Origin of the sequence: Methylomonas sp. (assembly GCF_023228165.1) — a bacterium.
GTDB lineage: Bacteria > Pseudomonadota > Gammaproteobacteria > Methylococcales > Methylomonadaceae > Methylomonas.
Genome location: NZ_JALOBS010000002.1, coordinates 86,292 through 108,394, shown reverse-complemented (window position 1 = coordinate 108,394; position 22,103 = coordinate 86,292). Strand labels below are relative to the sequence as shown.

Genomic DNA, 22,103 nt, shown 5'->3' with positions numbered 1-22,103 from the left:
ATAGATTAAACCAAGTCGCGTGCTTTGCTGAAAGCCTCTCTAAAGTCGATAACGACAGGCTTATCGCTTTTCAGCATGGATTTTAACAATTCATGCTGTAATTTATATTTGACGTTGCCGACCGCCAGAGCGCCTACTCCAACCGCTTTTGGCGATTGGGTGGCGTGTGTCATGGGGACAGCCATATCGTTAGCGGCGATACCCTCGATCCCGGCGGGCGGAACCGCGTTTACGTCGCCAGCCACTTTTAATTGCCGGGTTTGAGCCAATACCGCGGCACTTAATACGCGGATGCCGGCCTTGGCGGTACAGAACACGATATCGGCATCCGCCAATAAGGCAATTTTGTCGGCATCGGTTCTGGCGACAGCACCGCTCATATTGGCGCTAAAACGGCGATTGTATTGCTTGGCGGCATCATTTGCGGTATCCACCGACAGGTGATCGACCAAAACGGTGTTCGCGCCCTGTAACGACGCAATAATGCCGGTGGCAATGCCAACCGGTCCGGTGCCGCCGAATACCAAGGCCTTACAATCCGTTAACGCTTTGCCGTGAACTTCTTTTAAGGCTTTTTCCACGCAAGCCACCAAGGCTGCGGCCGTGGTGTAAGCGCCGCTGGGATCCGCAAACACGGATACCTCAAATGGCGGCACCATGGCCGGCTTAGTAGCTTGCAGCATATCGATGGCCAAGCCGATGTCGCGGCCGCCAATAAAAATCCCGGTTTTTTTGATGCCGGATGGGCTACGCGAAAATATGGCATCCTGGGTCAGATTCTGGATGTTTTCCAGTTTGACGTTGGAATACGGCATCAGTACATCAAAACCTGCATCGAGTGCCATGTTGATGTCAAACGGGCTATTGTTTGGCATCGGGTCGAACATATGGAGTATGCTGCGTTTTGACATTTTGATCTTATCCTCGATAGTTGACGGATGCTGGCGCGCTTACGATACGCGTTAGTTAGATGACTTAATAAATTCACGAGCCACTTCAAAAGCATGTTCAAAGTGCAAGAACAAAGGCTTGTCGCATTCCAGCATACGTTTCAATAAGCGGCTTTGGGCTTGATATTTAATATTGCCGATAGCCAGTGCGCCGATGGCCACGGCACCGCTGGTGGAGCCGGCCAGCGGTTTGCCGCTGTCAAACGCATCCACGCCGGCAATACCTGCCGGTGGCACCGCGTTAACATCCGCAACTACTTTCAATTGCGGCGCCGCGGCGATCAACTCGGCGCTGAGTAGTTCGATGCCGGCGGCGCCGGTAGCAAAAACGATGTCGGCGGTTTGCATGTATTCGGTTTTGTCGGCATCGGCACCGGCAGTAATGGTGATTTTGCCGTCACCGAATTCTTCGCTGCAGAGCTGAGCGGTTCGTTGGGCTTTGTCCAACTGTCTGCCTATGATTCTGACATGAGCCCCGGCTTGCGCGGCGATGACCGCCGCTGCCTGTCCTACTGGGCCCGTGCCGCCTAGAGCCAGGATGTTTTTGCCTTCCAGAGTAGTGCCGAATTTGTCGGTCAGTTCTTTTTCAACGGCAGCCACCATGCCGGCGGCCGTGGTGAATGCGCCGCTGGGATCGGCAAATACCGATACTTCAAACGGAGGAAACATGGAATTTTTTGCCTGTTTCAACATGTCCATGGCTTGTTTGGTTTCGCGGCCGCCGATGAAAATTGCGGTACGTTTTAAGCCTTTCGGGCTGCGGGAGAAAATCGCATCTTGTACCAAACCACGAACTTCGCTGGGCTCAACGTTGATATAAGGAATTGCTGAAATCCAGCCTGCATCCATCGCCATATTGACGTCGAAGGGGCTTAAATTTTTGGCTGTAGTCAGCATGTGTAGGATGAAGGGTTTTTCCATGATTTCCTCTTAGAATTTGATTAGCCTTCAAGTATAAAAGAAAAGGCAAGTCGATAACAATTTTAGGTCTTGTGGTAAATAATGCCAGTCGATGGTTTATTTGAGCTTGTCGGAGACATGCGGAGCAATGGCGTGATACATCAGTTGGTGCATGCGCGGATTGCCCACAATGATGTTGCCGGATTGTAAGTATTTATCGTTAAAGGAAAAATCAGTGGCTACCCCGCCGGCTTCCTGAATTAGTAATACGCCGGCGGCAATGTCCCATTCCTTGACGCCGATTTCCCAGTAAGCATCCAGACGACCGCAGGCCACATAGGCCATGTCCAGTGCCGCGGCGCCGGCGCGGCGAATGCCGGCTGTATCGGCGCTGATGGCGCGGAACATGCCGAGATAAGGTTCGATATGCTCCATGGTTTTAAATGGGAAGCCGGTGCCAATTAAGGCGCCGCGCATACTATTCTGTTTGGTGACGCGGATACGCCGATTATTCAGCATGGCGCCGCCGCCGCGTTCCGCCGTGAAAAGCTCGTCGCGAAGAGGGTCGTATATCACGCCGACTTCCAGCTTGTTTTTTAGCTTTAGCGCAATCGATACGGCATATTGCGGAAAGCCGTGTAAAAAATTGGTGGTACCGTCCAAAGGATCGATGACCCATACATAATCGTTGCCTTTATGCTCGCCGCTTTCTTCCGCCAGAATCGAGTGTTCCGGAAAAGCCGTACGAATAACTTTAATTATTTCCTGCTCGGCCATGCGGTCGACTTCCGACGCGTAATCGTTACGGCTTTTTTGATCGATAGTGAGTTTCTCAATGTTATTTGAGGAGCGTTGAATCAGGTCGCCGGCATTGCGCGCTGCGCGCACGGCTATATTAAGCATGGGATGCATAGATCGAATTGATAATGAGCAGTTAGAAAACTACGATAGCATAGCAAATCTTTTGTTAAAATCGCCGGTTTTTTAGTGGCCGGAAACTGTCTTTGCTCTCCAATTTTAAAGTCGTTTTAGTTGAAACGTCCCACCCCGGCAACATTGGCGCTGTGGCGCGGGCCATGAAAAACATGGGTATGGATCAGTTACGGTTGGTCTCGCCAAAGTTGTTTCCGCATGCGGACGCTACCGCGCGGGCTTCCGGCGCCGACGATGTGTTACGTGAGGCCGGTGTATATTCGTCACTACAGGATGCAATTGCCGACTGCCAGGTTGTTTTAGGTGCGAGCGCGCGCGACAGAACCATTAGTTGGCCGTCCGTCACCGCGCGCGAAGCCGCTGGAAGATGGCGTGGCTGTATAGAGAATATCGCCCTGGTGTTTGGTCGGGAAAATTCCGGTTTAAAGAATCACGAATTGGATTTGTGTCATTATTTGCTACGTATTCCTTGCGATCCGGAATACAGCTCGTTAAATCTGGCGGCGGCGGTACAGGTGGTTTGTTACGAATTGTTTGTCGCCAGTGGTCAGGAATATCCAAACACGATTGGCGATCAGTGGGAGGAGCCTTTGGCGACCGCGGAACAGATGGAAGGGTTCTATTTGCATCTACAGCAGACCATGGCTGACATCGGTTTTTTACATCCGGAGCGTTCCAAATCCATCATGCGTCGCTTACGGCGGCTGTTTAACAGAACGCAGTTGGATATCAAGGAACTCGATATATTGCGCGGTATCTTGCGCTTTTCTCAAAATCACAATTTAAAGTAATCGCTATGTTCAGCCGAATTAAAGAAGATGTTCAATGCGTTTTTGCGCGTGATCCGGCTGCGCAGTCGGTATTTGAGGTAGTGACGACCTATCCAGGTTTTCATGCGGTTTTGATTCATCGAATGAGTAAATGGTTGTGGGTGCGCGGTTTGCATTGGCCTGCTCGCTATGTTTCCTTTTTAGGCCGCTGGTTAACGGGGATTGAAATACATCCTGGGGCACAGATCGGCAGGCGTTTCTTTATCGATCACGGTATGGGCGTAGTGATTGGGGAGACGGCCGTGATAGGCGACGATTGCACCCTTTATCATGGGGTAACGTTGGGTGGTACCAGTTGGAATAAGGGTAAGCGGCATCCTACTTTGAAAAATGGGGTGGTGATCGGTGCGGGCGCCAAAGTGTTGGGGCCGATTGAAATAGGCGAGGGAGCCCGGGTCGGATCCAATTCGGTCGTGGTCAAGCCGGTTCCGGATGGTGTCACCGTGGTAGGGATTCCCGCCCATATTATCGACGGCAAGGCAAAACAGGAGAAAGCCAGGCGCGATGCAATGGCGCAAAAGATTGGTTTTGATGCCTATGGGGCTACCGATATGCCCGATCCAATTGCCAACGCCATAAATCTGATGCTGGACCATATCCACCAAATGGATAAACAAATAGAAATCATGTGTCAAAAACTCAATGATGCCGGGATTCAATGCGGTGAAAAAAATATGCCCCAGCTGGACGATTGTCAGATTAAAGACAAAACCTGATATTGCTAAAGTGTAATACTTGACTAAAATACTGGGTTTATTTATAGTCTCCTTACTTTAACTGGGTTTAATTGAGGAGGCTTTATGCGACTTACCACCAAAGGACGTTATGCGGTTACGGCCATGTTGGATCTGGCCTATCACAGCCAAAAGCATCCCGTCACTTTAACCGACATTGCTACCCGGCAAACTATTTCACTATCGTATCTGGAGCAATTGTTTGCCCGGTTACGTAAGGCGGGAATGGTCAAAGGCGTCAGAGGTCCGGGTGGCGGTTATACCTTGAGCCGCGGTGCGCGCGAAATCAATATTGCCGATATCATCGAGGCCGTGGACGAACCGGTCGATTCCACCAAGTGCGGCGGAAAATCGAATTGCCATAATGATCAGCCGTGCATTACGCATGATTTGTGGATGGGCTTAAGTGAACAAATTCGCGGCTATCTAAAACAAATTACGCTGGGTCAGTTACTGGAAAGAGAGCTTGTCGGTGAAGTTGCCAAACGACAGGCCAAACAATCCGAACATGTGATTGATATTCAGACCATACAGGAACGAAAATCGGCCTAAATGATCTATTTTGATCACAACGCCACCACTGCGGTTGATGAGCGGGTGGTGGAGGCCATGATGCCTTATTTTAGGCAGCTGTATGGCAATCCTTCTAGCTTATATCGATTAGGGCGAATCGCCCGCAGCGCCATAGACACTGCTCGCGAACAAGTGGGCGCCTTGATTGATGCGCCAGCGGCGCAAATCCTGTTCACCCATGGCGGCACCGAGGCTAATGCATTGGCCCTAGCCAGCGCGCAGGGCAGGCGCTTATGGATTTCAGCTATTGAGCATCCCTCGGTTGTTGAAAATGCGTTTCGTAGGGCTGAATATTATCAGGCGGTTACTGTCCTGTCAGTCGATGATTCCGGTTTGATTATGTCTGAGACCGCCGCGGAGCAAAGCCTACAAGCCGGTGACTTTGTATCGTTGATGTTGGCGAACAACGAAACGGGAGCTATTCAACCGGTAGCCCGTTGGCTTGAGGTGGTGAAGACGAAGGGCGGATGGTTGCACACCGATGCGGTGCAAGCTTTAGGTAAAATGCCGGTCAGTTTCAAGCGGCTGGGCGTGGATTTAATGACGCTGTCCAGCCATAAAATATACGGTCCAAAAGGGTGTGGCGCTTTGGTATGGCAAGACGGCGTCGAGATACAGCCCTTGCTATACGGTGGCGACCAAGAGCGCGGGCTCAGGGCTGGAACCGAAAACGTGGCAGCCATTGTGGGATTTGGTAAGGCAGCGGAATTGGCTCGGCTGGAGCTTGATGAGCGCATCAAACAGTTGCAAATCCTTAGGGTCAGGCTGGAGCGACAATTAAAAACAATTCCAGGGCTGGTGATCTTTGCCGAACAAGTGGAGCGGTTGCCCAATACCGTGCAATTCGGTATCTCCTCGGCTAATGGCGAAATGCTGTTGATGCGGTTGGACCAAAAGAATATTGCCGTATCCAGCGGCTCTGCCTGTGCGGTGGGTTCCACACAAATCAGCCCGGTTTTGGCCGCGATGCATGTGGATGACTCATTGGCTAAATCGGCTGTCAGGGTTAGTCTGGGCAAAGATAATACCGAGCAGGAAATCGATCAATTCGTCAGTGTTTTAAAAACATTGCTTGCAAGAAATTAGGAGAGAACAGAATGAGTATTACGGTGACTGAGCGCGCGGCGAAACAAATTCAGAAACAGATGCAAAAGCGAGGTTCCGGATTAGGCTTACGTTTGGGGGTAAAGCCCTCGGGGTGTTCGGGGTACGCTTATGTGTTGGATTATGCCGATGAACAGGCAGCGGATGAAATCGTGTTTGATCAGTTCGATGTCAAGGTGCTGGTTAAGCAAACAGACCTGGATAAATTGAATGGTATAGAGTTGGATTATGCCAAAGAAGGATTTAACGAAGCCTTTAAATTTAATAACCCTAATGTCAAAGGGATGTGCGGTTGCGGGGAAAGTTTTAGTGTGTGAGTGTTGAATGGACACCGGCACTTAGCCGGTGCCGTTCGGTTTTATTTGGTCGGTTCTGGTTTTTTGCTGTCGGCGGCTTTTTCGCTGCCTGATGCAGGGGTGGCTTTTTTACCGGCACAAACTGCTTCAATGGCTTTTTTGTCGGTGGTTTTATCCATCATTTGGCCGCCGCATTTTCCCTCTCCGCAGGCGCCGTCTTTCATTTTAGACGCGGCGTCTTTTTCGGCTTCCGCGGTTTGCATATAGCCTGAATTCAAGTCCGATAGGGCAAAGGGATTATTGTCGGTTTGAACCGCGTTAGCAGTAAAAGGTAATAAAGACGCACTCATTGCCAGTGCAAAGGGCGTTTTTTGAATTTTTTTCATATTGTCTCCTGGTCGATGTGGTGGGGATGTCTCGGCATAAACGCCTGTTCTATCTCTCTGCTAATATCACAAAAAAGCGCACGAAAGTAAAGGTGAGTAAATTCTAATAAGCAACAATATACTGCCCTCTGCTAATATGGCGGCTGATGTGATTTATTTGTCCTTAGGTTTTATGATGAGTGAAAAATCCGAAATTGTGCAATTGGGCGCGGAAGTATTGCGCCAAAAAGCACGTCTGGTTGATGATTTCAATGGTGTGAAGTTCCGCGAGTTGCTGGATGTGTTGCAAGAAGCAATGCAAGAAAGTAACGGAATCGGCATTGCCGCGCCGCAACTTGGTGCATCCTGGCAGATCATCATCGTCGCATCGCGGCCTACTACACGATATCCAAACGCACCCGAAATGGCGCCTGTCGTGATGGTTAATCCGCGCTTTCGGGTAGTGGATAGTTGTTTACTCAAGGATTGGGAAGGCTGTTTGAGTGTGCCCGGTATTCGTGCCTTAGTGCCTCGCTACCGGTCCATACAAGTGGATTACCAACACGCGAATGGGCAGCCGAGGCAGATGGTTTTAGAGAACTTCCCCGCCCGCGTATTTCAGCACGAATACGATCATTTGCAGGGGTTGGTGTATCTGGATAGGGTCGAAACCAATCAAGATATTATTTCAGAATCCGAGTTTTTCAAAAGAATTGCGGCTTAAGGTGAGATATGCGCTTACTGGTTGTCTGGATAGGTTTATTGATAAATGCTGCCTGCTGGGCGCTACCGGCCTTACCGGTAACGGAAGCTGCTCCCGGTGTGTTTGTTCATGTTTCCGAACATCACTGGCCCGATCGCGAGAATCACGGTGAAATCGCCAATATCGGTTTTATTGTCGGTGACGACTGCGTGGCGATTATTGATAGCGGAGGCAGTCCGCAGCAAGGTTTGGCGTTACGTAAGGCTGTTAAAAATGCGACGTCAAAACCGATATGTTACGTGATTAATACCCATGTACACCCGGATCATATTTATGGAAATAGGGCGTTCAAAGAAAAGGGTGTGCGCTTTGTCGGTCATTACAAGCTGGCGCGGGCCATGGCTACCCGTGCACCTTATTATTTGAGTAGAGCGGATGAGGTGTTGGATATTAGAGTCGGTCCGGACAATATTATTCCCCCCGATTTACAGGTCAAACAGACAATGAATTTAAATCTCGGTAACCGTGAGTTGGTGTTAACGGCCCACCCTTCCGCGCATACCGATAATGATTTAAGTGTTTACGATAAAAATACCGATACCCTCTGGTTGGCAGATTTGCTGTTTTTGGAACATATTCCAGTGATTGACGGCAGTATCAGAGGTTGGTTGAAAGAATTGCAGCGTCTGGAGAAAAATCATTACAAACTGGTTATACCCGGGCACGGTCGGTTAGTTAAAGATTGGCCGGTCAGTCTGCAACCGCAAAAAGCCTATTTAGAGCAATTGGCTGGCGAAATCAAAGTCATGATCAAGCACGGAAAAACCTTGGAGTACGCCATCGAGCGCGTGGGCTTATCGGCAAAAAATAACTGGCAATTGTTTGAACAATTTCACCGAAAAAACGTCACCATAGCCTTTGCGGAACTTGAATGGGAAGACTAAATTATTAACGATCGAGGGAGAATTATGAAGAAATTATCTAACTTTGCTTTGTTATTTTTGCTGTTGCCGGTTTTAGCGTTGGCCGAAGGTGATGACATTACCTGGAATAATACCCTGAAGACGCAGTTTTTCGCCGGCAAAACCATCGAGGAATCGGATGCGGTAATCGAATTGGAGGCGCCTTACCGAGCGGAAGATCCTGCGATCGTGCCCGTCAAAGTCATTAGTAAAATGCCGCAAACCCAAGACAAATACATCAAAAAAATTTGGGTGTTTGTAGACAAAAATCCGTTTCCGTTTGTAGGCGAATTCGAGTTTTTCCCGGAAAGCGGAAAAGCGGACTTGGCCATGCGGGTGCGGGTGAATACATACAGCAATATCCGCGCGATTGCCGAAACTAATGATGGCAAACTGACCATGACTAAAAAATTCGTCAAAGCCAGTGGCGGTTGTTCCGCTCCGGTTGGCGCGGATTTGGATGAGGCCATGAAACGCTTGGGCAAAGTCAAGTTTCGTTTGGATGAAGGGTTGAAAACCGGCCAACCGACGCAGGCTCAGTTGATGATCAGTCATCCTAACCTGACCGGTATGCAGATGGACCAGATGACGCGGTATGTTAGAAAATCGCACTTCATTGACCAATTAAAAGTCACTTTTAACGACAAGCCGGTATTAAACGCCAAAATCGATATTGCTATCAGTGCCGACCCCAATTTCCGCTTTTATTTTGTGCCGGATAAACCGGGCGAGCTGAAAGCCGAATTCAGCGATATTTCCTGCGAATCGCCTACCAGTAGAAAGGTATGCGATAAAGGCGCTAGTTATTCCCATCAGTATGCGGTCGCCCCTTAAAGGGAATCGATGAAACGCTTACTGCTTATACTTTGTCTGATTTTGGCGTCGACAGATGCGCTGGCATTTCGTTGTGGTCGAAAGCTGGTGCAGATAGGTGATTATAAGTTTGATGTATTGGAAAAGTGCGGTGAGCCAGAATGGACCGACAGGCGTTATGGTATGAGGGCTAGCCGCCTGCGGCATCCCTACGGTGCATTGGAGTTGGATCAATATGAGGAGATTGTTATAGACGAGTGGGTTTATAACTTCGGCTCCAGGAGGTTCAAGCAGTTTTTACAGTTCGAAAACGGCGTTTTGAAAAAGATTGAAAATTTGGAGTATGGGCGCTGATAAAGTTTAACTCTCATTATTAAAACTGCGTGTCTTAAATTGATACCCTTATGAAAAAACAAAGTGCCCATACTGTTTGGCATCACTCGACGGTAACAAGGGGGAGGCGGGAGGAGCAAAACGGACATAAGTCGGTAATTTTATGGTTTACCGGTTTATCGGGAGCAGGCAAATCAACCCTGGCGCATGCCGTCGAAGAACGATTACATCAATTGGGTTGCAGAACCTTTGTACTCGATGGCGACAATGTCAGACATGGCTTGTGCGGCGATTTGGGTTTTACTGATCAAGATAGGCGGGAAAATATCCGCCGGATTGCCGAACTGGCTAAATTGATGTTGGAAGCGGGAACTATCGCGCTAACAGCGTTTATTTCGCCGTTTCGGGCGGAGCGTAATCTGGCCAGAAAGTTGGTGCCGCACGGCGATTTTATTGAAATTTACTGTAGTTGCGACCTGTCAATTTGCGAAGAACGCGATGTCAAAGGCTTGTATAAAAAAGCTAGACAAGGGGAACTTAAACATTTTACCGGCATTTCATCTCCTTATGAGGAACCTGAAAAACCGGAATTGAAAGTCGATACTGGAAAGCATTGTTTGGAGGCGTGTGTCGAGCAAATACTGTTGCTCCTAGAGGGACGCGGTATCGTTTCAAGAGGAATATAAGGCGGGTTTTAAATGATTTTTGATGTGTTTAACGGTGACGCGGACGGAATCTGCGCCTTGTTGCAATTGCGTTTGGCCGAACCCGCCGAGTCGAATTTAATCACCGGGGTCAAGCGGGATATAAGCTTGTTAAAACGGGTTGACGCCAAGGTGGGCGACCGTGTAAACGTTCTGGATATATCACTTGATAAAAACCGCCAACCACTCATGAGTTTATTGGAAAGGCAGGTAGAGGTATTTTACGCCGATCATCATCAAGCCACGGATATTCCCATCAACCCTCTGTTGACAGCTTTGATAAATACAGATGCCAATGTGTGTACTAGTCTATTAATCGATCAACATTTAGGACACCGCTTTACCGCCTGGGCAGTAACTGCAGCATTCGGCGATAACCTGACGGGTAGGGCTTTTTCCGTAGCGGAAGGTTTGAAGTTATCTTCGAACCAGATTGAATCGTTAAGGCAGCTTGGGATTTGTTTGAATTACAATGGCTATGGTTCGAATCTTGACGATTTAAATTTTGCCCCGGATGTATTGTATCGGGTTTTATACGGATATGAATCGCCGTTGGATTTCATGGTTGACCGCATCGATATTTATCAGGCGTTGTTGGACGGTTATACAGATGATATGCGGTTGGCCAATAGGACAAAAGCTGAATTCAAAACTGAAAATGTGGCGCTTTTTATTCTGCCAGACGAAAAGTGGGCTCGGCGTGTTAGTGGAGTTTGGAGTAATGAGTTGGCAAACCTTAATCCCAATCGCGCACACGCGGTTTTGAGTTTGAATGAGCAAGGGGGCTATTTGGTAAGTGTTAGAGCGCCATTGAATAATAAAGCCGGTGCGGATGCATTATGTGCTAAATATCCGAGTGGCGGAGGTAGGATGGCGGCGGCTGGAATCAATAATTTGGAATCGGATAGGCTTTCTGATTTTATGGACGCTTTCGTTTCAGCTTACTCCTGATAATGTAACATTATTTCATACGTTCTGGATAGGGTGTCCGCTTGATTAATCGATTATATAAATTAATAGTGGGGTATATGGCCCTAGTGGGCTTTATTGGGCATGTGCTTCTTGTTTTTTCTTTAATTTTGTATCCAAATTATAGATATAGCATAGAAAATAAAATTCTTAAGCTGGTTGAGACTAAGAAGCCCGCTGTAAATGTTCTCGATGAGATAAATATTTCTTTTGGAAAATGGTTGCCAAAATCCGACAACCGGCTCGGTGATAATCAAATATTGGTGAATGGGCGAGAGTTTGTGGATTTAACGGCCGCATTAAATTCTCTGCAGGATGGAGATACTTTAGAGTTGGGTTCAAGTATTTATAAAACGCCGCTTGTCATTCGTAATGATAGGGTTACAGTTTTAGGTAAGGGGCATGTTATATTCGATGGTGCTGTGGCCGAAAATAAAGCTGCAATTGTTATAAAAGGAAATTCTGTCAGTATTTATAATATAGAATGCAAAGGTATTAAGGTTCCTGATCAAAATGGCGCATGTGTAAGATTGGAAGGTGCAAATCTACTTTTAAATCATGTGTATTTTCATGATAGTGAACAGGGCTTACTCACAGGGGGACAGCCCGAATTAATTAAAATTAAAGACAGTAGATTTGAATTGTTAGGTAGGAGCGGACGGGCTCATGGTATATATGTTGGTGGTGGTGAGCTCTATATAGAGGATAGTCTATTTATTGCTGCAGTCGATCAAGGGCATGAAATAAAGTCGCGAGCAAAGGTAACTGAGATTATTAGAAGCGTAGTGGCTTCCCTGTCATCCAATGATAGTAGGCTTATTGATATATCGAACGGCGGAATTGTGAGTATTCGTGATTCTATTTTAGAAAAAGGGCCCGGCTCTGTTAACTCCGATCTGATTGGGTATGGATTGGAAGGTTATAAACATAAAAGCAATTATATTGAATTGAAAGATAATATAGTTATTATGGATAGGGAGAGGAATAATAATTTATTGCACTCAACAAAAAAAGATCTTGAAACGGTGTTTGATTCAAATGTTTTTATAGGTAGGGAAGAGATGATTGTTGATGGGGTTAATCTTTGGTACAAGAGCAGAGGGGAGGCGGGCATAAAAAAATACCCGTTTATTCCTTTGCCTTATAGTAAATGATATTTAATATTTTATTGGATGTAAGTGTTTTAGGCTGTGTTGATGAATATTTTAATCTCCTAAAAATTTTTGAATTAATTATGACATACGTTATTTAATGAACGATTTTATCCCCGGTCAGCGCTGGATTAGTAATACCGAGTCGGAACTCGGCTTAGGTATGATTTTAGAAGCGGAATTTAACCGCGTTACGGTATTGTTTCTCGCCACCGGCGACAAACGAATATATGCGCGGGACAATGCGCCGTTGACTCGGGTACAGTTTGGCGAAGGTGATACGGTTGAATCCACCGAGTATTGCAAAATTACCGTGCAACAAGTGCTGCAACACAACGGCTTGCTGAGTTATTTTGGGTTGGATGAGGATGGCCAGTTTCAGCAAATCGATGAGATGGAATTAAATCATCACATTCAGTTTAATAAGCCGCAGGATCGTTTGTTTACAGGGCAATTCGATCCTAGTGCTTGGTTTAGCTTGCGTTATGAAACGTGGCGTCGCCAGCAGCAGCATCAACAATCGGCGGTCAAGGGATTGCAGGGTGCGAGAGCCGCGTTGATTCCGCATCAGCTATATATTGCCCATCAGGCTGCCAACCGTATTGCCCCCAGGATCATGCTGGCGGACGAAGTGGGGTTGGGTAAAACTATTGAAGCCGGATTGATTTTGCAACATCGTTTGATTAACGGATTGAGTCAACGCGTTTTGATTTTAGTGCCGGAAGCCCTGATGTATCAATGGTTGGTGGAGATGATCCGCCGCTTCAATCTGCGCTTCAGTCTGTTGGATGAAACCCGTTGTCTGGCGAGTCTGGAGGAGAATCCGTTTTCCACGGAGCAATTAGTGCTGTGCAGTCAGCAGTTTTTTGCCGATTTCCCCGAGCGCCAATCGCAGGCCTTAGATGCGGGCTGGGATATGGTCGTGGTTGATGAAGCCCATCATCTGGAATGGAGCGAAGCGGCGCCCAGTGCGGATTATCTATTTGTCGAACAATTGGCCAATAGCGTTGAAGGTTTGATTTTGCTGACAGCGACGCCGGAACAATTAGGCAGGGAAAGTCACTTTGCCCGGTTGCGGTTGCTGGATCCGGATCGTTTTTACAGTTTTCAACAATTCGTCGCGGAAGAAAGCCAGTTTGCCCCGGTTGCCGAGTTGGCCAATCGGTTGATCTTCGGTCAAGCATTGGGGACGGACGGACAAGCGCAGCTGAAAAGATTGCTGCGGCAGGACAATGTCGAAACTCTGTTGCAACAATTCAATGCGCAGCCGAATGATACAACGGTACGGGAAGAATTGATCAGGTTGTTGCTGGATCATCACGGCACCGGGCGGATTTTGTTCAGAAACTCCAGGCATACCGTGCAAGGCTTTCCTGATCGAGAGCGTTACGGCTATCCGTTACAGGGTGAGCCGGGCACCGATTTGGCATGTAGTCCGTATTTTGAGTGGTTGGTGGATAAATTAAAGGCACTGGGCGATGAAAAAGCCTTGCTGATCTGTCAACGCGCGGAGACGGTGATTCAGCTGGACCAGCTATTACGCCAACGTTTGGGGCATGTGGCGGCGGTGTTTCATGAAGGTATGAGTATCGTCGAGAGAGACCGGGCCGCGGCATTTTTTGCCGACGACGAAAGTCGGGCGCAAGTGTTGCTATGTTCCGAAATCGGTAGTGAAGGCCGGAACTTTCAATTTGTCCGGCATTTAATCTTATTCGATTTGCCGCGCAATCCGGATTTGTTACAACAGCGTATTGGTCGACTTGATCGCATCGGCCAAAAACACGTGATTCACATTCACATTCCTTATTTAGTGAATAGTCCGCAGCACCTGCTGTTTCGTTGGTACGAAGAAGGGCTGGACGCCTTTAGACATAACTGTTCCGCGGCCGGCCATGTCGCCAAGCGGATGGATGCTCAATTAAACGCTTTATTGGTTAGCCGGGAGCAGAAGGATGTCGAGGACTTTATTGCCGTTACCCGAATCCTCACCGCCCAAATAGAAGTCGAATTGCAAAATGGCCGCGATCAATTGCTGGAGTTAAACTCGTGTCGACCGGCGGAAGCGGCCGAGTTGATTCGGCAACTGAAAATGATCGAAAGCGACGGCAGTTTGTGGCCTTATATGGAAGCGCTGTTTGACTGCTATGGGGTGGATGTCGAGTATCATTCCAAACAGTGTCATATTCTTTGGCCGAGCGAGAATTTGCGTATTGCGCATTTTCCGATGCTGCAAGATGACGGCTTGACCGTTACCGTGGATAGGGACATTGCCTTGGCGCGGGAGGATATGCAGTTTCTGACCCAGGAACACCCCATGGTGTTGTCGGCTATGGATTTGGTGTTGTCCAGCGAAACCGGCAACGCTGTCGCCAGTATCATTAAGCAGCCGAACTTGAAAGCCGGGCAGTTTTTTTTGGAATTGTTGTTCGTGGTGGAATGCAGTGCGCCCGCTGAGTTACAGATAGGCCGCTTTTTACCGCATACGCCACTGAGGGTGTTGATCGATCAGCATAAAAAGGATTTAACGGCTGCGATCCCTCACGACTCCATGCTTGATACCCCGGAGAGTGTCGATAAAGAGCAGGTTAGCCAGTTCTTAAACAGCCAGCGCCAACATATTCAAGATATGATCGGCGTCGGCGAACAAAAGGCTAAAACATTGATGCAGGGTCTAATCGCCGAAAGCAGCAACCGCATGGTTGCGGCGTTCACCGGTGAAATCAAGCGCATGGTCAGGTTGAAGAAAATTAACCCCGGTATCAAGGATCAGGAAATTCAACAATTAAAAGAAATGACCATGCTTGCGCACGAAAGTATCCAGGATGCGCAATTAAGACTGGATGCGGTGCGATTCGTCATCACCAGTTAATCGACGGTGTTCGTCGATACGCAGGTCTTTAATCCGGAGCGATCAGGTTAAGTCGTTTTGATCAAGACCGTGGTTTCGTCAAGTTCCACGCATTCGAACATCAGATCATCGATAGAACCGTGCAGGTGATCGACATAATGCAGGCCGCACTCGTCGTTCGAGGGTTGATGTTTTAAGATGCCATGCACGCAGAAAGGCGTATTCGATTCAGGCAATAGCATGTTAATCCTGATATTGCCGGTCAGATCCGTGGCGATGGGTTGTTTTAGTTTGACTCGGATACCCGTATAGCTAATGTCTATAATGTCCGCATCCAAGGCAATTTCTTGTTGTTCCGAGTTAAAAATTAACCCAGCCCGCAAGCCTTTGGGTTTGATGCGTTTGTGGATGCGTTTCTCTGGCTTCATGCGGTTTTCTCCATCTAGCGTTTATGCTTGCCTGCCTAGGATCGTTTTTTTACAGCCATACCGAATTGTATAGGTTTTTTATAAAAATACCATTCGCGGGATGATTTAATTTGCCGTTAGAGACGGCGCTTATTTAAGGTTAATGAATGTTGTTTTCAGAATTGGCTCTCTCCGAGCAACTGCTTCAAGCTGTTGCGGAACAAGGCTATCAAACACCCACGCCGATTCAGGCCCAAGCCATTCCAGTCATTTTGCAAGGACGCGATGTTTTGGCGGGGGCGCAGACAGGTACCGGTAAAACGGCGGGGTTTACCTTACCGTTGCTGCAGATTTTGCAGCAGCAATCGATGCCGCAAAAGCCGCGTCCGGTGCGAGTATTGATATTAACGCCTACTCGCGAACTGGCCATGCAGGTATATGAAAGTGTCAGAACCTACGGAAAGCATTTGCCGTTTTTTGCCGAAGCGATTTTCGGCGGTGTCAGCATTAATCCGCAGATCCAAAAAATCCAGCGCGGTACCGATATTGTAATAGCCACGCCGGGGCGTCTGTTGGATTTGATTCATCAGCAGCACTTGAGCCTTTCCCAAGTCCAGCATTTTGTGCTGGATGAGGCCGACCGGATGTTGGATATGGGCTTTATTCGCGATATACGTAAAATTATTGCCCTGTTGCCGGCCAAACGGCAAAATCTGTTGTTTTCGGCAACCTATGCACCGGAAATTAGCGCATTGGCCGAGCAGATTTTAAATGATCCGGTGGAGATTGCCGTTGCCAGAAAAAATGCCGCAGCCGATACCGTGTCGCAACTGGTGTATCCGATCAAACGGGAATATAAGCGAGAGTTGTTGTCGTATCTGATCGGCAACGGAGATTGGCAACAAGTGCTGGTATTTGTCCGCACCAAGCATGGTGCCGACCGTTTGGCGAAGCAACTGATCAAAGACGGCATTCGTTGTTCCGCCTTGCATGGCGATAAAAGTCAGGGAGCCCGGGTTAGGGCTTTGGAAGAATTCAAAGCCGGTAAAATCACCGCCTTGATTGCCACCGATATTGCCGCGCGCGGTTTGGATATCGAACAATTGCCGCATGTAGTCAATTTCGATTTGCCGCAAGTGGCGGAAGATTATGTGCATCGCATTGGCCGCACCGGTCGGGCGGGAGCAGATGGGCAGGCGATTTCCTTGGTCGATCAGGAAGAGGCTTATCTATTGGCCGCCATCGAAAAATTGTTGAAAAAAACGATACCGCAAGTGGCCGATACCGGCTATGAAAAAGTCTCATTAACCGTGACCGACAGTAAGCCCAAATCGTCCGAAAAGAACACAACCTCGCCGAAGCAAAATCAAACTAAACGTCGTCCGGCGGACAAAAGGCGGCCGGGAGTCGCCGGGCAGAACAAACCGAGCGGCGGTGGCGGCAAAAGCCGATCCCGCGGTTAGTTTTGCGTAAAGCGTTGCTAAGATTTTAGACGGTATAGGTGCGGGTTGTGGTCGGTGATGATGACGTTACACTAGCGCATAATTGCTGATGATATCGCGTTCCTGATCCGAAACGGTCGGAATAACGACAAGTTGTATTCGGGTTAGGATGTCGGAGAGAATGGGCTTTAATACGTCTAATCTATTCAGCTTGGGTAGCTTAAATCAAGCAATGCCACCCGCGACTGGATTTCTCTATCTCGGCGGGCGTAACCGGTCAACAAGCGTTGAGGCATGTAAGGCTTTATTCTGTGAAAACGGGGTGAATGTAGCCTTTGCATCTCTAAATTAGTCGTAGATATGGATTGCAAGCCAAATGCTCACCTGATCGGCGGTGGTCCAATCCACCCGATGTTTGCAATGCGCGGGTAATAACAGATAGTCGCCGGGGGACAGTTCGACAGGCTCGTCGTCCATGAAGCTGAGCCGGGCTTTTCCTTGCAACAATATCACCCATTCGGTTTGTTCTTGATCGTACCAAGCGTTTTCTGCGCTATAGTGTCCCTTAGATAATATGCGTTCGATGCGAACGGTGGGATTCTCAAGCAGCGTTTGGCATAATTCTTCAGGTAGATGTCGGGGAATATCGGCAAACAAGGATATGGGGCTGATGTTCATTTCTCAAGCTGGTTATACGAGGAGGGGACATGAATAATAAATCGTTTTCTGAATTCATGGCGTTAGTGATTGAAAAAACGCCCAATACGGTAGGAATGCTTAGGCGAGCGTTTGACAAGGCTCGGTTTCTGGATTTTCTGGCGCCGTTGTTGCTTCGCTTATATTTGGTGCCTGTGTTCTGGATGGCCGGCAGCAAAAAATTCACTAATTTTTCCGAAACAGCCGAATGGTTTGGGAATACCGAGTGGGGGCTGGGCTTGCCGGCTCCTTATCTGTTGGTATTTTTGGTGGCCTTGCTTGAAACGGTGGGGGCGTTGCTATTACTGTTCGGCTTGGCGACCCGGCTGATAGCGTTGCCTTTAATGGTGATTATGGTGTTTGCCGCCATTACCACGCATTGGAGCAATGGCTGGTTGGCTGTGGCAACGGGTAGCGGGTTATTTGCCACCGATCGCACGGTGGGAGCAGTAGAACGTTTGCAACAAGCCAAGGATATCTTGCAGTCCCAGGGAGATTTTCAATGGTTGACCGAAAACGGTAGCCTGGTGATCTTGAACAACGGTATCGAATTCGCCGCAACCTATTTTATTATGTTGCTAGTGTTGTTTTTTATGGGCGGTGGCAGGTTTGTCAGCGTGGATTATTGGTTGGTGCGCCGTTATTTCAATGATTGATTGGGCTTGGGCGAGCGGTTGCGTCTTGCACTAAAATCCAGGGTTTAACCACAACCGCCCAAACATCGGCTTTATTGTCGAACCAGGCTCCAGCCAGCTGATCGGAAACGGGAGCGATGCGCTTGGCTTTTAGCCAGTCTTGCACCATCTGTTTGTTATCTATGGAAAACTGATAGGCTACTTCTATCAGATCCAGCTCTTTTTCGACGCTTATGGCCAGGCCGGCGGCAAAAAAGCGCTGCAATTCCAGCCAGGAGATCAGTGAGGTTTCCTGGTTGAGCTTGGCTTTTTCCATGTCGCGGAGAGTGTCTGTCATTTTATGTTCCGGTTATGTGCGGTGATGTTGTAGACTTTGCGGCTATTTTATCGCAACCTGCCGCACAACAGACTAGTGAGGAGTCAGTCATGTCACTTTTGAGTTCCATTAAAAAGCGTTCCACTCTGGATGCCGCCGTCAAACAAGTGGCGCAAGCCCGTAAAAGCGAGGAAGGTCGAGCGGAGCAACTCTATAAAAGCGCCTATCAAGGCTTTGCCAGTGTTATCGCCGATAATTTGATGTTCTCGGAAGCCTTATATCACTGGGGTTTTGCCTTATTGCATGAAGCTAGAAGCAAGTCGGTACTCGAAGCCATTGAAATTTATGAAGATGCCATTTCCAAGTTTTCGTTTTGTTTGCTGACTGCGCCTAATTATCTGGGTGCAGCCATTGACGGCGGGGTGGCGTTTATGGAATTGGCCCGCATCAGTCCTGAAGAAGGCAAATCAAGTTTGTATGGTTTGGCGGAAGATTTTTTTGAAAAAGCCTGCCGGATTCAAAAAGGCAGCGCGGCCTACAATTTGGCATGCATCAATGCCTTGCGTGGTGACGAACAGGCTTGTCAGCAATTCTTGCAGCAAGCCAAGGATTTCGGCAGTTTGCCGGATCAAACCAATATCCTCAAAGACGAGGACATGGATAATGTTAAACAGACAACATGGTTTATAGAGTTTATCGAAGCCTTAAAGGCCCAGCCTGAACCGGTGAGAGAAAAATTGGTCGACACCAAAATCAATGCCGAACCTTCGTTCAAGCTGAAAAAGACCGAAGACTTCGATTACTATTCTTGATGGCAGGCCGCCAAAAGGGTTTGTAACTTTTCCAGGCCCAGTTCGCGAGTCAGTTTGATATTGCGGGCCGGGATGTTTTCCGGGTCGGGATATGTAGCCACTGCGCGTTCTATGCTCGATTCGCGGATCACATGCAGCATGGGGTAGGGCGAGCGGTTGGTGTAATTGGCTGGATCGTCCCGACCCAACTCGCTGGCCATTTCAAAGCAATAGTCGGGGTGAAAACTGGCTAGTTGGTAAATTCCTTCATAGTGCTGCGCTTGTACTAATCGCTCGGCAATGTCCAGCATATCCAAATAGTCGTCAAAATCCTTAAAGCCGTTCGGTAAAATCAGCAGTGTGGTTTCTATTTCGGGGTTTGCATCCAGAAACCGGCATTCTTCGATTAAGGTTTCCAGTGTTGTTTCTGTGTGGTCCGCGTGCGAAACCCGATAACGAATACTGTTTCTTTGTTGTTCCCGGCGGGCGAACGGACAAATATTAAAGGTAATAATGAAGGTGTTAAGCCAATTTTGGGTGGCGCTGATTATGTGTTGGTCGCTGATCATAAGGTGTCAAATATGTTGAATAATACCGCGGCATTTCGAGTTTGCCTGCTGGCAGTATTGCCGCTAGTGGTACATGCTCAGGTGTTTGAATGGACCGATAAACAGGGACGGCATCATTACTCGGATCGTAAGCAAGCGAATGCCAAGATTTTAGCAGTAGAACCGGAGCCAAGTTACTATCGAGTGGAAAAAGTCTTTGATGGTGACACGATTTTGTTGAGCAATGGGCAGAAAGTACGTTTGTTAGGGGTGAATACCCCTGAAATTGCCGGTCGCCACAAAAATGCCGAAGCTGGTGGGGAGCAAGCCAAGGCCTGGTTAAGGCAGCGGATCGAGCATAAAAAAGTCAGGCTGGAAGTTGATGTTGAAAAGCATGATAAATATCAGCGTAGCTTGGCCTATGTGTTTGCCGAAGATAAGCGGCATATCAATTTGGAGTTGGTGAGACTGGGATTGGCGGCTGTGAATATCTATCCGCCCAATCTAAAATACTTGGGGGCCTTGCTTGAGGCTCAGCAAAATGCCGAACAGGCCAAGTTGGGGATTTGGGGTCTACAAAGTTATGCCCCCCGGCCATTTCGTGTCTTGAACGCTGAAAATTATAAAGGCTGGAAACGTGTGACAGGCCGGATACGGGCGTTAAAACAAACGGCCAAATACAGCTATTTGCAGTTTTCCGATAACGTTTCCGTGCGCATAGAGAACAAGAATCAACGCTTATTTCCGCCGCTGCGAAACTATGTCGGTCAGGCGATTGAAGCCAGAGGGTGGGTGGCTAAAAGTAAAGACCGGTTTGCCCTGCAGGTTCGCCACCCCGGCGACATAAAGCGATTGCAGGATTGAAATGGCAGGCAAAAAAAAGGGAGGCAGAACCTCCCTTTTGGGTTAACGCCGAATGTTATTTGTCGGTGCGTTTGTAATTGACGCGGCGGTTATAAGCACGGCCCTCATCAGTATCATTGGATTCGACTGGTTGGGATTCACCAAAACCCACGGTAGTCAAACGCTTGCCGTTAACGCCCTGGCTAACCAGTTCATTTTTCACCGATACCGCTCTGCGTTCGGATAGTTTTTGGTTATAGGCGTCGCTGCCGTAGCTGTCGGTGTGGCCTTCAATCTCAATCGTCAAGCCTGGGTTGAGTTTCATCACGTCAACCGCATTTTTGATCATGGGGTGGTATTTCGATTTGACTTTATCGCTGTCGAAATCGAATAACACGCCATGGAATGCCCAGCAGCCGTGCTTATCGACGATCGCACCTTTTGGTGTATCGGGGCATTTGTCGGCACAGTTGTTGACGCCGTCAAGATCATCATCTTGGGTAGAGCAATCCTGAGGTGAGCCTGGTTTGAAGAACACCTGTTTAACAAAATCGCTCATGCCTGCGGGGTTCGAAATCGCATTGGCGTCGGTCGCCATACCGCAACCGGCGGTGCTTACGATTTCCTGTAAGCCTGCTTGGCCGGCTATATCGGCGTCGTTGCCAACCCACACGGTATAAACGCACAATCTGTCGCCATATTGGGCTTTCAATGCTTCCGTGGCAGGTACCGGAGATACTTCATCCATGCCGTCGCTGAAGACAATCAAAGCAATATTGCCTGGGGCGGAAGCTATATCTTTATTGCTTTCGCTCATTGCTGTAGCCAAGGGTGTGCCGCCGCTTGAGCAGTGCATGGATGTAATGGCGCTTTCAAAGCCGCTGGCTGAATAGCTTTGTAGCGGTTGGTTCAGTTGAGTAGCGCCCCAGTGCACGCAAGGACCGAAGCCAAAACTACGCAAACCCGAAGATAAGGTAATGTCGGGAATGGTTCTGTTGAACTTGTTCAGCAGATTTTTTTCGACATCCAGTTTGGTGCCGCTGTATTCCGCTGAATTCAAATAGGTTTTACTCATTGAAGACGAAGAGTCATTCAACACGAAAAAGCTATTGGTTTTTTGCACAAGTAAGCCGCCTTGAACTTGAGCGTTCAGATCGTCGGCTTGAAAGGCTTGAAAATTATTGCTGGATTGCGTCGCGCAACCTGACAATAGTGCGACGGTTAAGGCCGCGGTTAAAGTAAGCATTTTCTGCATTA

Annotated in this window: 26 protein-coding genes; 17 read left to right on the top strand and 9 right to left on the bottom strand. The window is 48.3% G+C overall.

The window, feature by feature from the left end:
- Positions 1-5: 5 nt before the first annotated feature.
- The 3 genes from M0R33_RS01870 to M0R33_RS01860 all read right to left on the bottom strand — a co-directional run bounded on the left by M0R33_RS01870 (position 6) and on the right by M0R33_RS01860 (position 2,762).
- Positions 6-911 carry an NAD(P)-dependent methylenetetrahydromethanopterin dehydrogenase gene (locus tag M0R33_RS01870; protein WP_292564232.1) on the bottom strand — a complete coding sequence of 302 codons (906 nt, stop codon included), beginning with the start codon at positions 909-911 and terminating at the stop codon, positions 6-8.
- 51 nt (positions 912-962) lie between these two features.
- Complete coding sequence (locus M0R33_RS01865; RefSeq protein WP_292564229.1) at positions 963-1,871, bottom strand: NAD(P)-dependent methylenetetrahydromethanopterin dehydrogenase; 909 nt, start codon at positions 1,869-1,871, stop codon at positions 963-965.
- Positions 1,872-1,967: 96 nt separating this feature from the next.
- On the bottom strand, positions 1,968-2,762 hold the full coding sequence (locus M0R33_RS01860) for an inositol monophosphatase family protein (RefSeq protein WP_292564227.1): 795 nt from the start codon (positions 2,760-2,762) through the stop codon (positions 1,968-1,970).
- 92 nt (positions 2,763-2,854) lie between these two features.
- On the opposite strand from M0R33_RS01860, the gene M0R33_RS01855 reads away from it, so the two are divergent.
- The 5 genes from M0R33_RS01855 to M0R33_RS01835 all read left to right on the top strand — a co-directional run bounded on the left by M0R33_RS01855 (position 2,855) and on the right by M0R33_RS01835 (position 6,341).
- A complete protein-coding gene (locus M0R33_RS01855; protein WP_292564224.1) occupies positions 2,855-3,574 on the top strand; it encodes an RNA methyltransferase in 720 nt (239 codons plus the stop codon).
- A 5-nt stretch (positions 3,575-3,579) separates the two neighbouring features.
- Positions 3,580-4,329, top strand: a complete 750-nt coding sequence (gene cysE / locus M0R33_RS01850; protein WP_292564221.1) for a serine O-acetyltransferase — start codon at positions 3,580-3,582, stop codon at positions 4,327-4,329.
- Positions 4,330-4,413: 84 nt separating this feature from the next.
- Positions 4,414-4,899 (top strand): Fe-S cluster assembly transcription factor, encoded by a 486-nt coding sequence (locus M0R33_RS01845; RefSeq protein ID WP_292564218.1) that lies wholly within the window; start codon positions 4,414-4,416, stop codon positions 4,897-4,899.
- On the top strand, positions 4,900-6,006 hold the full coding sequence (locus M0R33_RS01840; RefSeq protein ID WP_292564215.1) for a cysteine desulfurase family protein: 1,107 nt from the start codon (positions 4,900-4,902) through the stop codon (positions 6,004-6,006).
- An 11-nt stretch (positions 6,007-6,017) separates the two neighbouring features.
- On the top strand, positions 6,018-6,341 hold the full coding sequence (locus M0R33_RS01835) for an iron-sulfur cluster assembly accessory protein (RefSeq protein ID WP_292564212.1): 324 nt from the start codon (positions 6,018-6,020) through the stop codon (positions 6,339-6,341).
- A 41-nt stretch (positions 6,342-6,382) separates the two neighbouring features.
- Here M0R33_RS01835 and M0R33_RS01830 read toward each other — a convergent pair whose 3' ends face one another.
- Entirely contained in the window at positions 6,383-6,706 is a 324-nt protein-coding gene (locus tag M0R33_RS01830; RefSeq protein ID WP_292564209.1) for a hypothetical protein, read from the bottom strand.
- 175 nt (positions 6,707-6,881) lie between these two features.
- Here M0R33_RS01830 and def point away from each other — a divergent pair, with 175 nt between their 5' ends.
- From def to rapA, 8 genes are all read left to right on the top strand, one after another.
- Positions 6,882-7,409, top strand: coding sequence for a peptide deformylase (gene def, locus M0R33_RS01825; RefSeq protein WP_366042958.1), 528 nt, complete (start codon positions 6,882-6,884; stop codon positions 7,407-7,409).
- An 8-nt stretch (positions 7,410-7,417) separates the two neighbouring features.
- Positions 7,418-8,332: a quinoprotein relay system zinc metallohydrolase 2 gene (locus tag M0R33_RS01820; protein ID WP_292564203.1), complete on the top strand. Its 915-nt coding sequence runs from the start codon at positions 7,418-7,420 to the stop codon at positions 8,330-8,332.
- Between the two features lie 24 nt (positions 8,333-8,356).
- Positions 8,357-9,184 carry a quinoprotein dehydrogenase-associated SoxYZ-like carrier gene (locus tag M0R33_RS01815; protein WP_292564200.1) on the top strand — a complete coding sequence of 276 codons (828 nt, stop codon included), beginning with the start codon at positions 8,357-8,359 and terminating at the stop codon, positions 9,182-9,184.
- A gap of 9 nt (positions 9,185-9,193) precedes the next feature.
- Positions 9,194-9,517: a DUF2845 domain-containing protein gene (locus M0R33_RS01810; protein WP_292564198.1), complete on the top strand. Its 324-nt coding sequence runs from the start codon at positions 9,194-9,196 to the stop codon at positions 9,515-9,517.
- Positions 9,518-9,567: 50 nt separating this feature from the next.
- Complete coding sequence (gene cysC / locus M0R33_RS01805) at positions 9,568-10,182, top strand: adenylyl-sulfate kinase (protein ID WP_292564196.1); 615 nt, start codon at positions 9,568-9,570, stop codon at positions 10,180-10,182.
- A 72-nt stretch (positions 10,183-10,254) separates the two neighbouring features.
- Entirely contained in the window at positions 10,255-11,151 is an 897-nt protein-coding gene (locus tag M0R33_RS01800) for a DHH family phosphoesterase (protein WP_366042957.1), read from the top strand.
- A 41-nt stretch (positions 11,152-11,192) separates the two neighbouring features.
- Positions 11,193-12,323: a hypothetical protein gene (locus tag M0R33_RS01795; RefSeq protein WP_292564192.1), complete on the top strand. Its 1,131-nt coding sequence runs from the start codon at positions 11,193-11,195 to the stop codon at positions 12,321-12,323.
- A 97-nt stretch (positions 12,324-12,420) separates the two neighbouring features.
- Positions 12,421-15,189, top strand: a complete 2,769-nt coding sequence (gene rapA, locus M0R33_RS01790; RefSeq protein WP_292564189.1) for an RNA polymerase-associated protein RapA — start codon at positions 12,421-12,423, stop codon at positions 15,187-15,189.
- Positions 15,190-15,236: 47 nt separating this feature from the next.
- Here the strand turns inward: rapA and M0R33_RS01785 are convergent, their stop codons facing one another.
- Positions 15,237-15,596 (bottom strand): PilZ domain-containing protein, encoded by a 360-nt coding sequence (locus tag M0R33_RS01785; RefSeq protein ID WP_292564186.1) that lies wholly within the window; start codon positions 15,594-15,596, stop codon positions 15,237-15,239.
- Between the two features lie 146 nt (positions 15,597-15,742).
- On the opposite strand from M0R33_RS01785, the gene M0R33_RS01780 reads away from it, so the two are divergent.
- A complete protein-coding gene (locus M0R33_RS01780; RefSeq protein ID WP_292564184.1) occupies positions 15,743-17,038 on the top strand; it encodes a DEAD/DEAH box helicase in 1,296 nt (431 codons plus the stop codon).
- A 327-nt stretch (positions 17,039-17,365) separates the two neighbouring features.
- On the opposite strand, the gene M0R33_RS01775 is transcribed toward M0R33_RS01780, so the two are convergent.
- Positions 17,366-17,695 carry a cupin domain-containing protein gene (locus M0R33_RS01775; RefSeq protein ID WP_292564181.1) on the bottom strand — a complete coding sequence of 110 codons (330 nt, stop codon included), beginning with the start codon at positions 17,693-17,695 and terminating at the stop codon, positions 17,366-17,368.
- A 29-nt stretch (positions 17,696-17,724) separates the two neighbouring features.
- Between M0R33_RS01775 and M0R33_RS01770 the strand changes: the two genes are divergently transcribed.
- Complete coding sequence (locus tag M0R33_RS01770) at positions 17,725-18,369, top strand: DoxX family protein (protein ID WP_292564178.1); 645 nt, start codon at positions 17,725-17,727, stop codon at positions 18,367-18,369.
- On the opposite strand, the gene M0R33_RS01765 is transcribed toward M0R33_RS01770, so the two are convergent.
- Complete coding sequence (locus tag M0R33_RS01765) at positions 18,359-18,685, bottom strand: DUF2288 domain-containing protein (protein WP_292564176.1); 327 nt, start codon at positions 18,683-18,685, stop codon at positions 18,359-18,361. The two genes, M0R33_RS01770 and M0R33_RS01765, sit on opposite strands and share 11 nt — an antisense overlap.
- Before the next feature lie 89 nt (positions 18,686-18,774).
- On the opposite strand from M0R33_RS01765, the gene M0R33_RS01760 reads away from it, so the two are divergent.
- Positions 18,775-19,476, top strand: a complete 702-nt coding sequence (locus M0R33_RS01760) for a hypothetical protein (protein WP_292564173.1) — start codon at positions 18,775-18,777, stop codon at positions 19,474-19,476.
- Here M0R33_RS01760 and M0R33_RS01755 read toward each other — a convergent pair.
- The gene (locus tag M0R33_RS01755; RefSeq protein ID WP_292564171.1) at positions 19,467-20,024 is read right to left on the bottom strand and encodes a DUF1415 domain-containing protein; all 558 of its coding nucleotides are present in this window, start codon (positions 20,022-20,024) and stop codon (positions 19,467-19,469) included. The two genes, M0R33_RS01760 and M0R33_RS01755, sit on opposite strands and share 10 nt — an antisense overlap.
- A gap of 12 nt (positions 20,025-20,036) precedes the next feature.
- Here M0R33_RS01755 and M0R33_RS01750 point away from each other — a divergent pair, with 12 nt between their 5' ends.
- Positions 20,037-20,867 (top strand): thermonuclease family protein, encoded by an 831-nt coding sequence (locus M0R33_RS01750; RefSeq protein WP_292564170.1) that lies wholly within the window; start codon positions 20,037-20,039, stop codon positions 20,865-20,867.
- 55 nt (positions 20,868-20,922) lie between these two features.
- On the opposite strand, the gene M0R33_RS01745 is transcribed toward M0R33_RS01750, so the two are convergent.
- Complete coding sequence (locus M0R33_RS01745; protein ID WP_292564167.1) at positions 20,923-22,101, bottom strand: OmpA family protein; 1,179 nt, start codon at positions 22,099-22,101, stop codon at positions 20,923-20,925.
- Positions 22,102-22,103 lie beyond the last annotated feature (2 nt).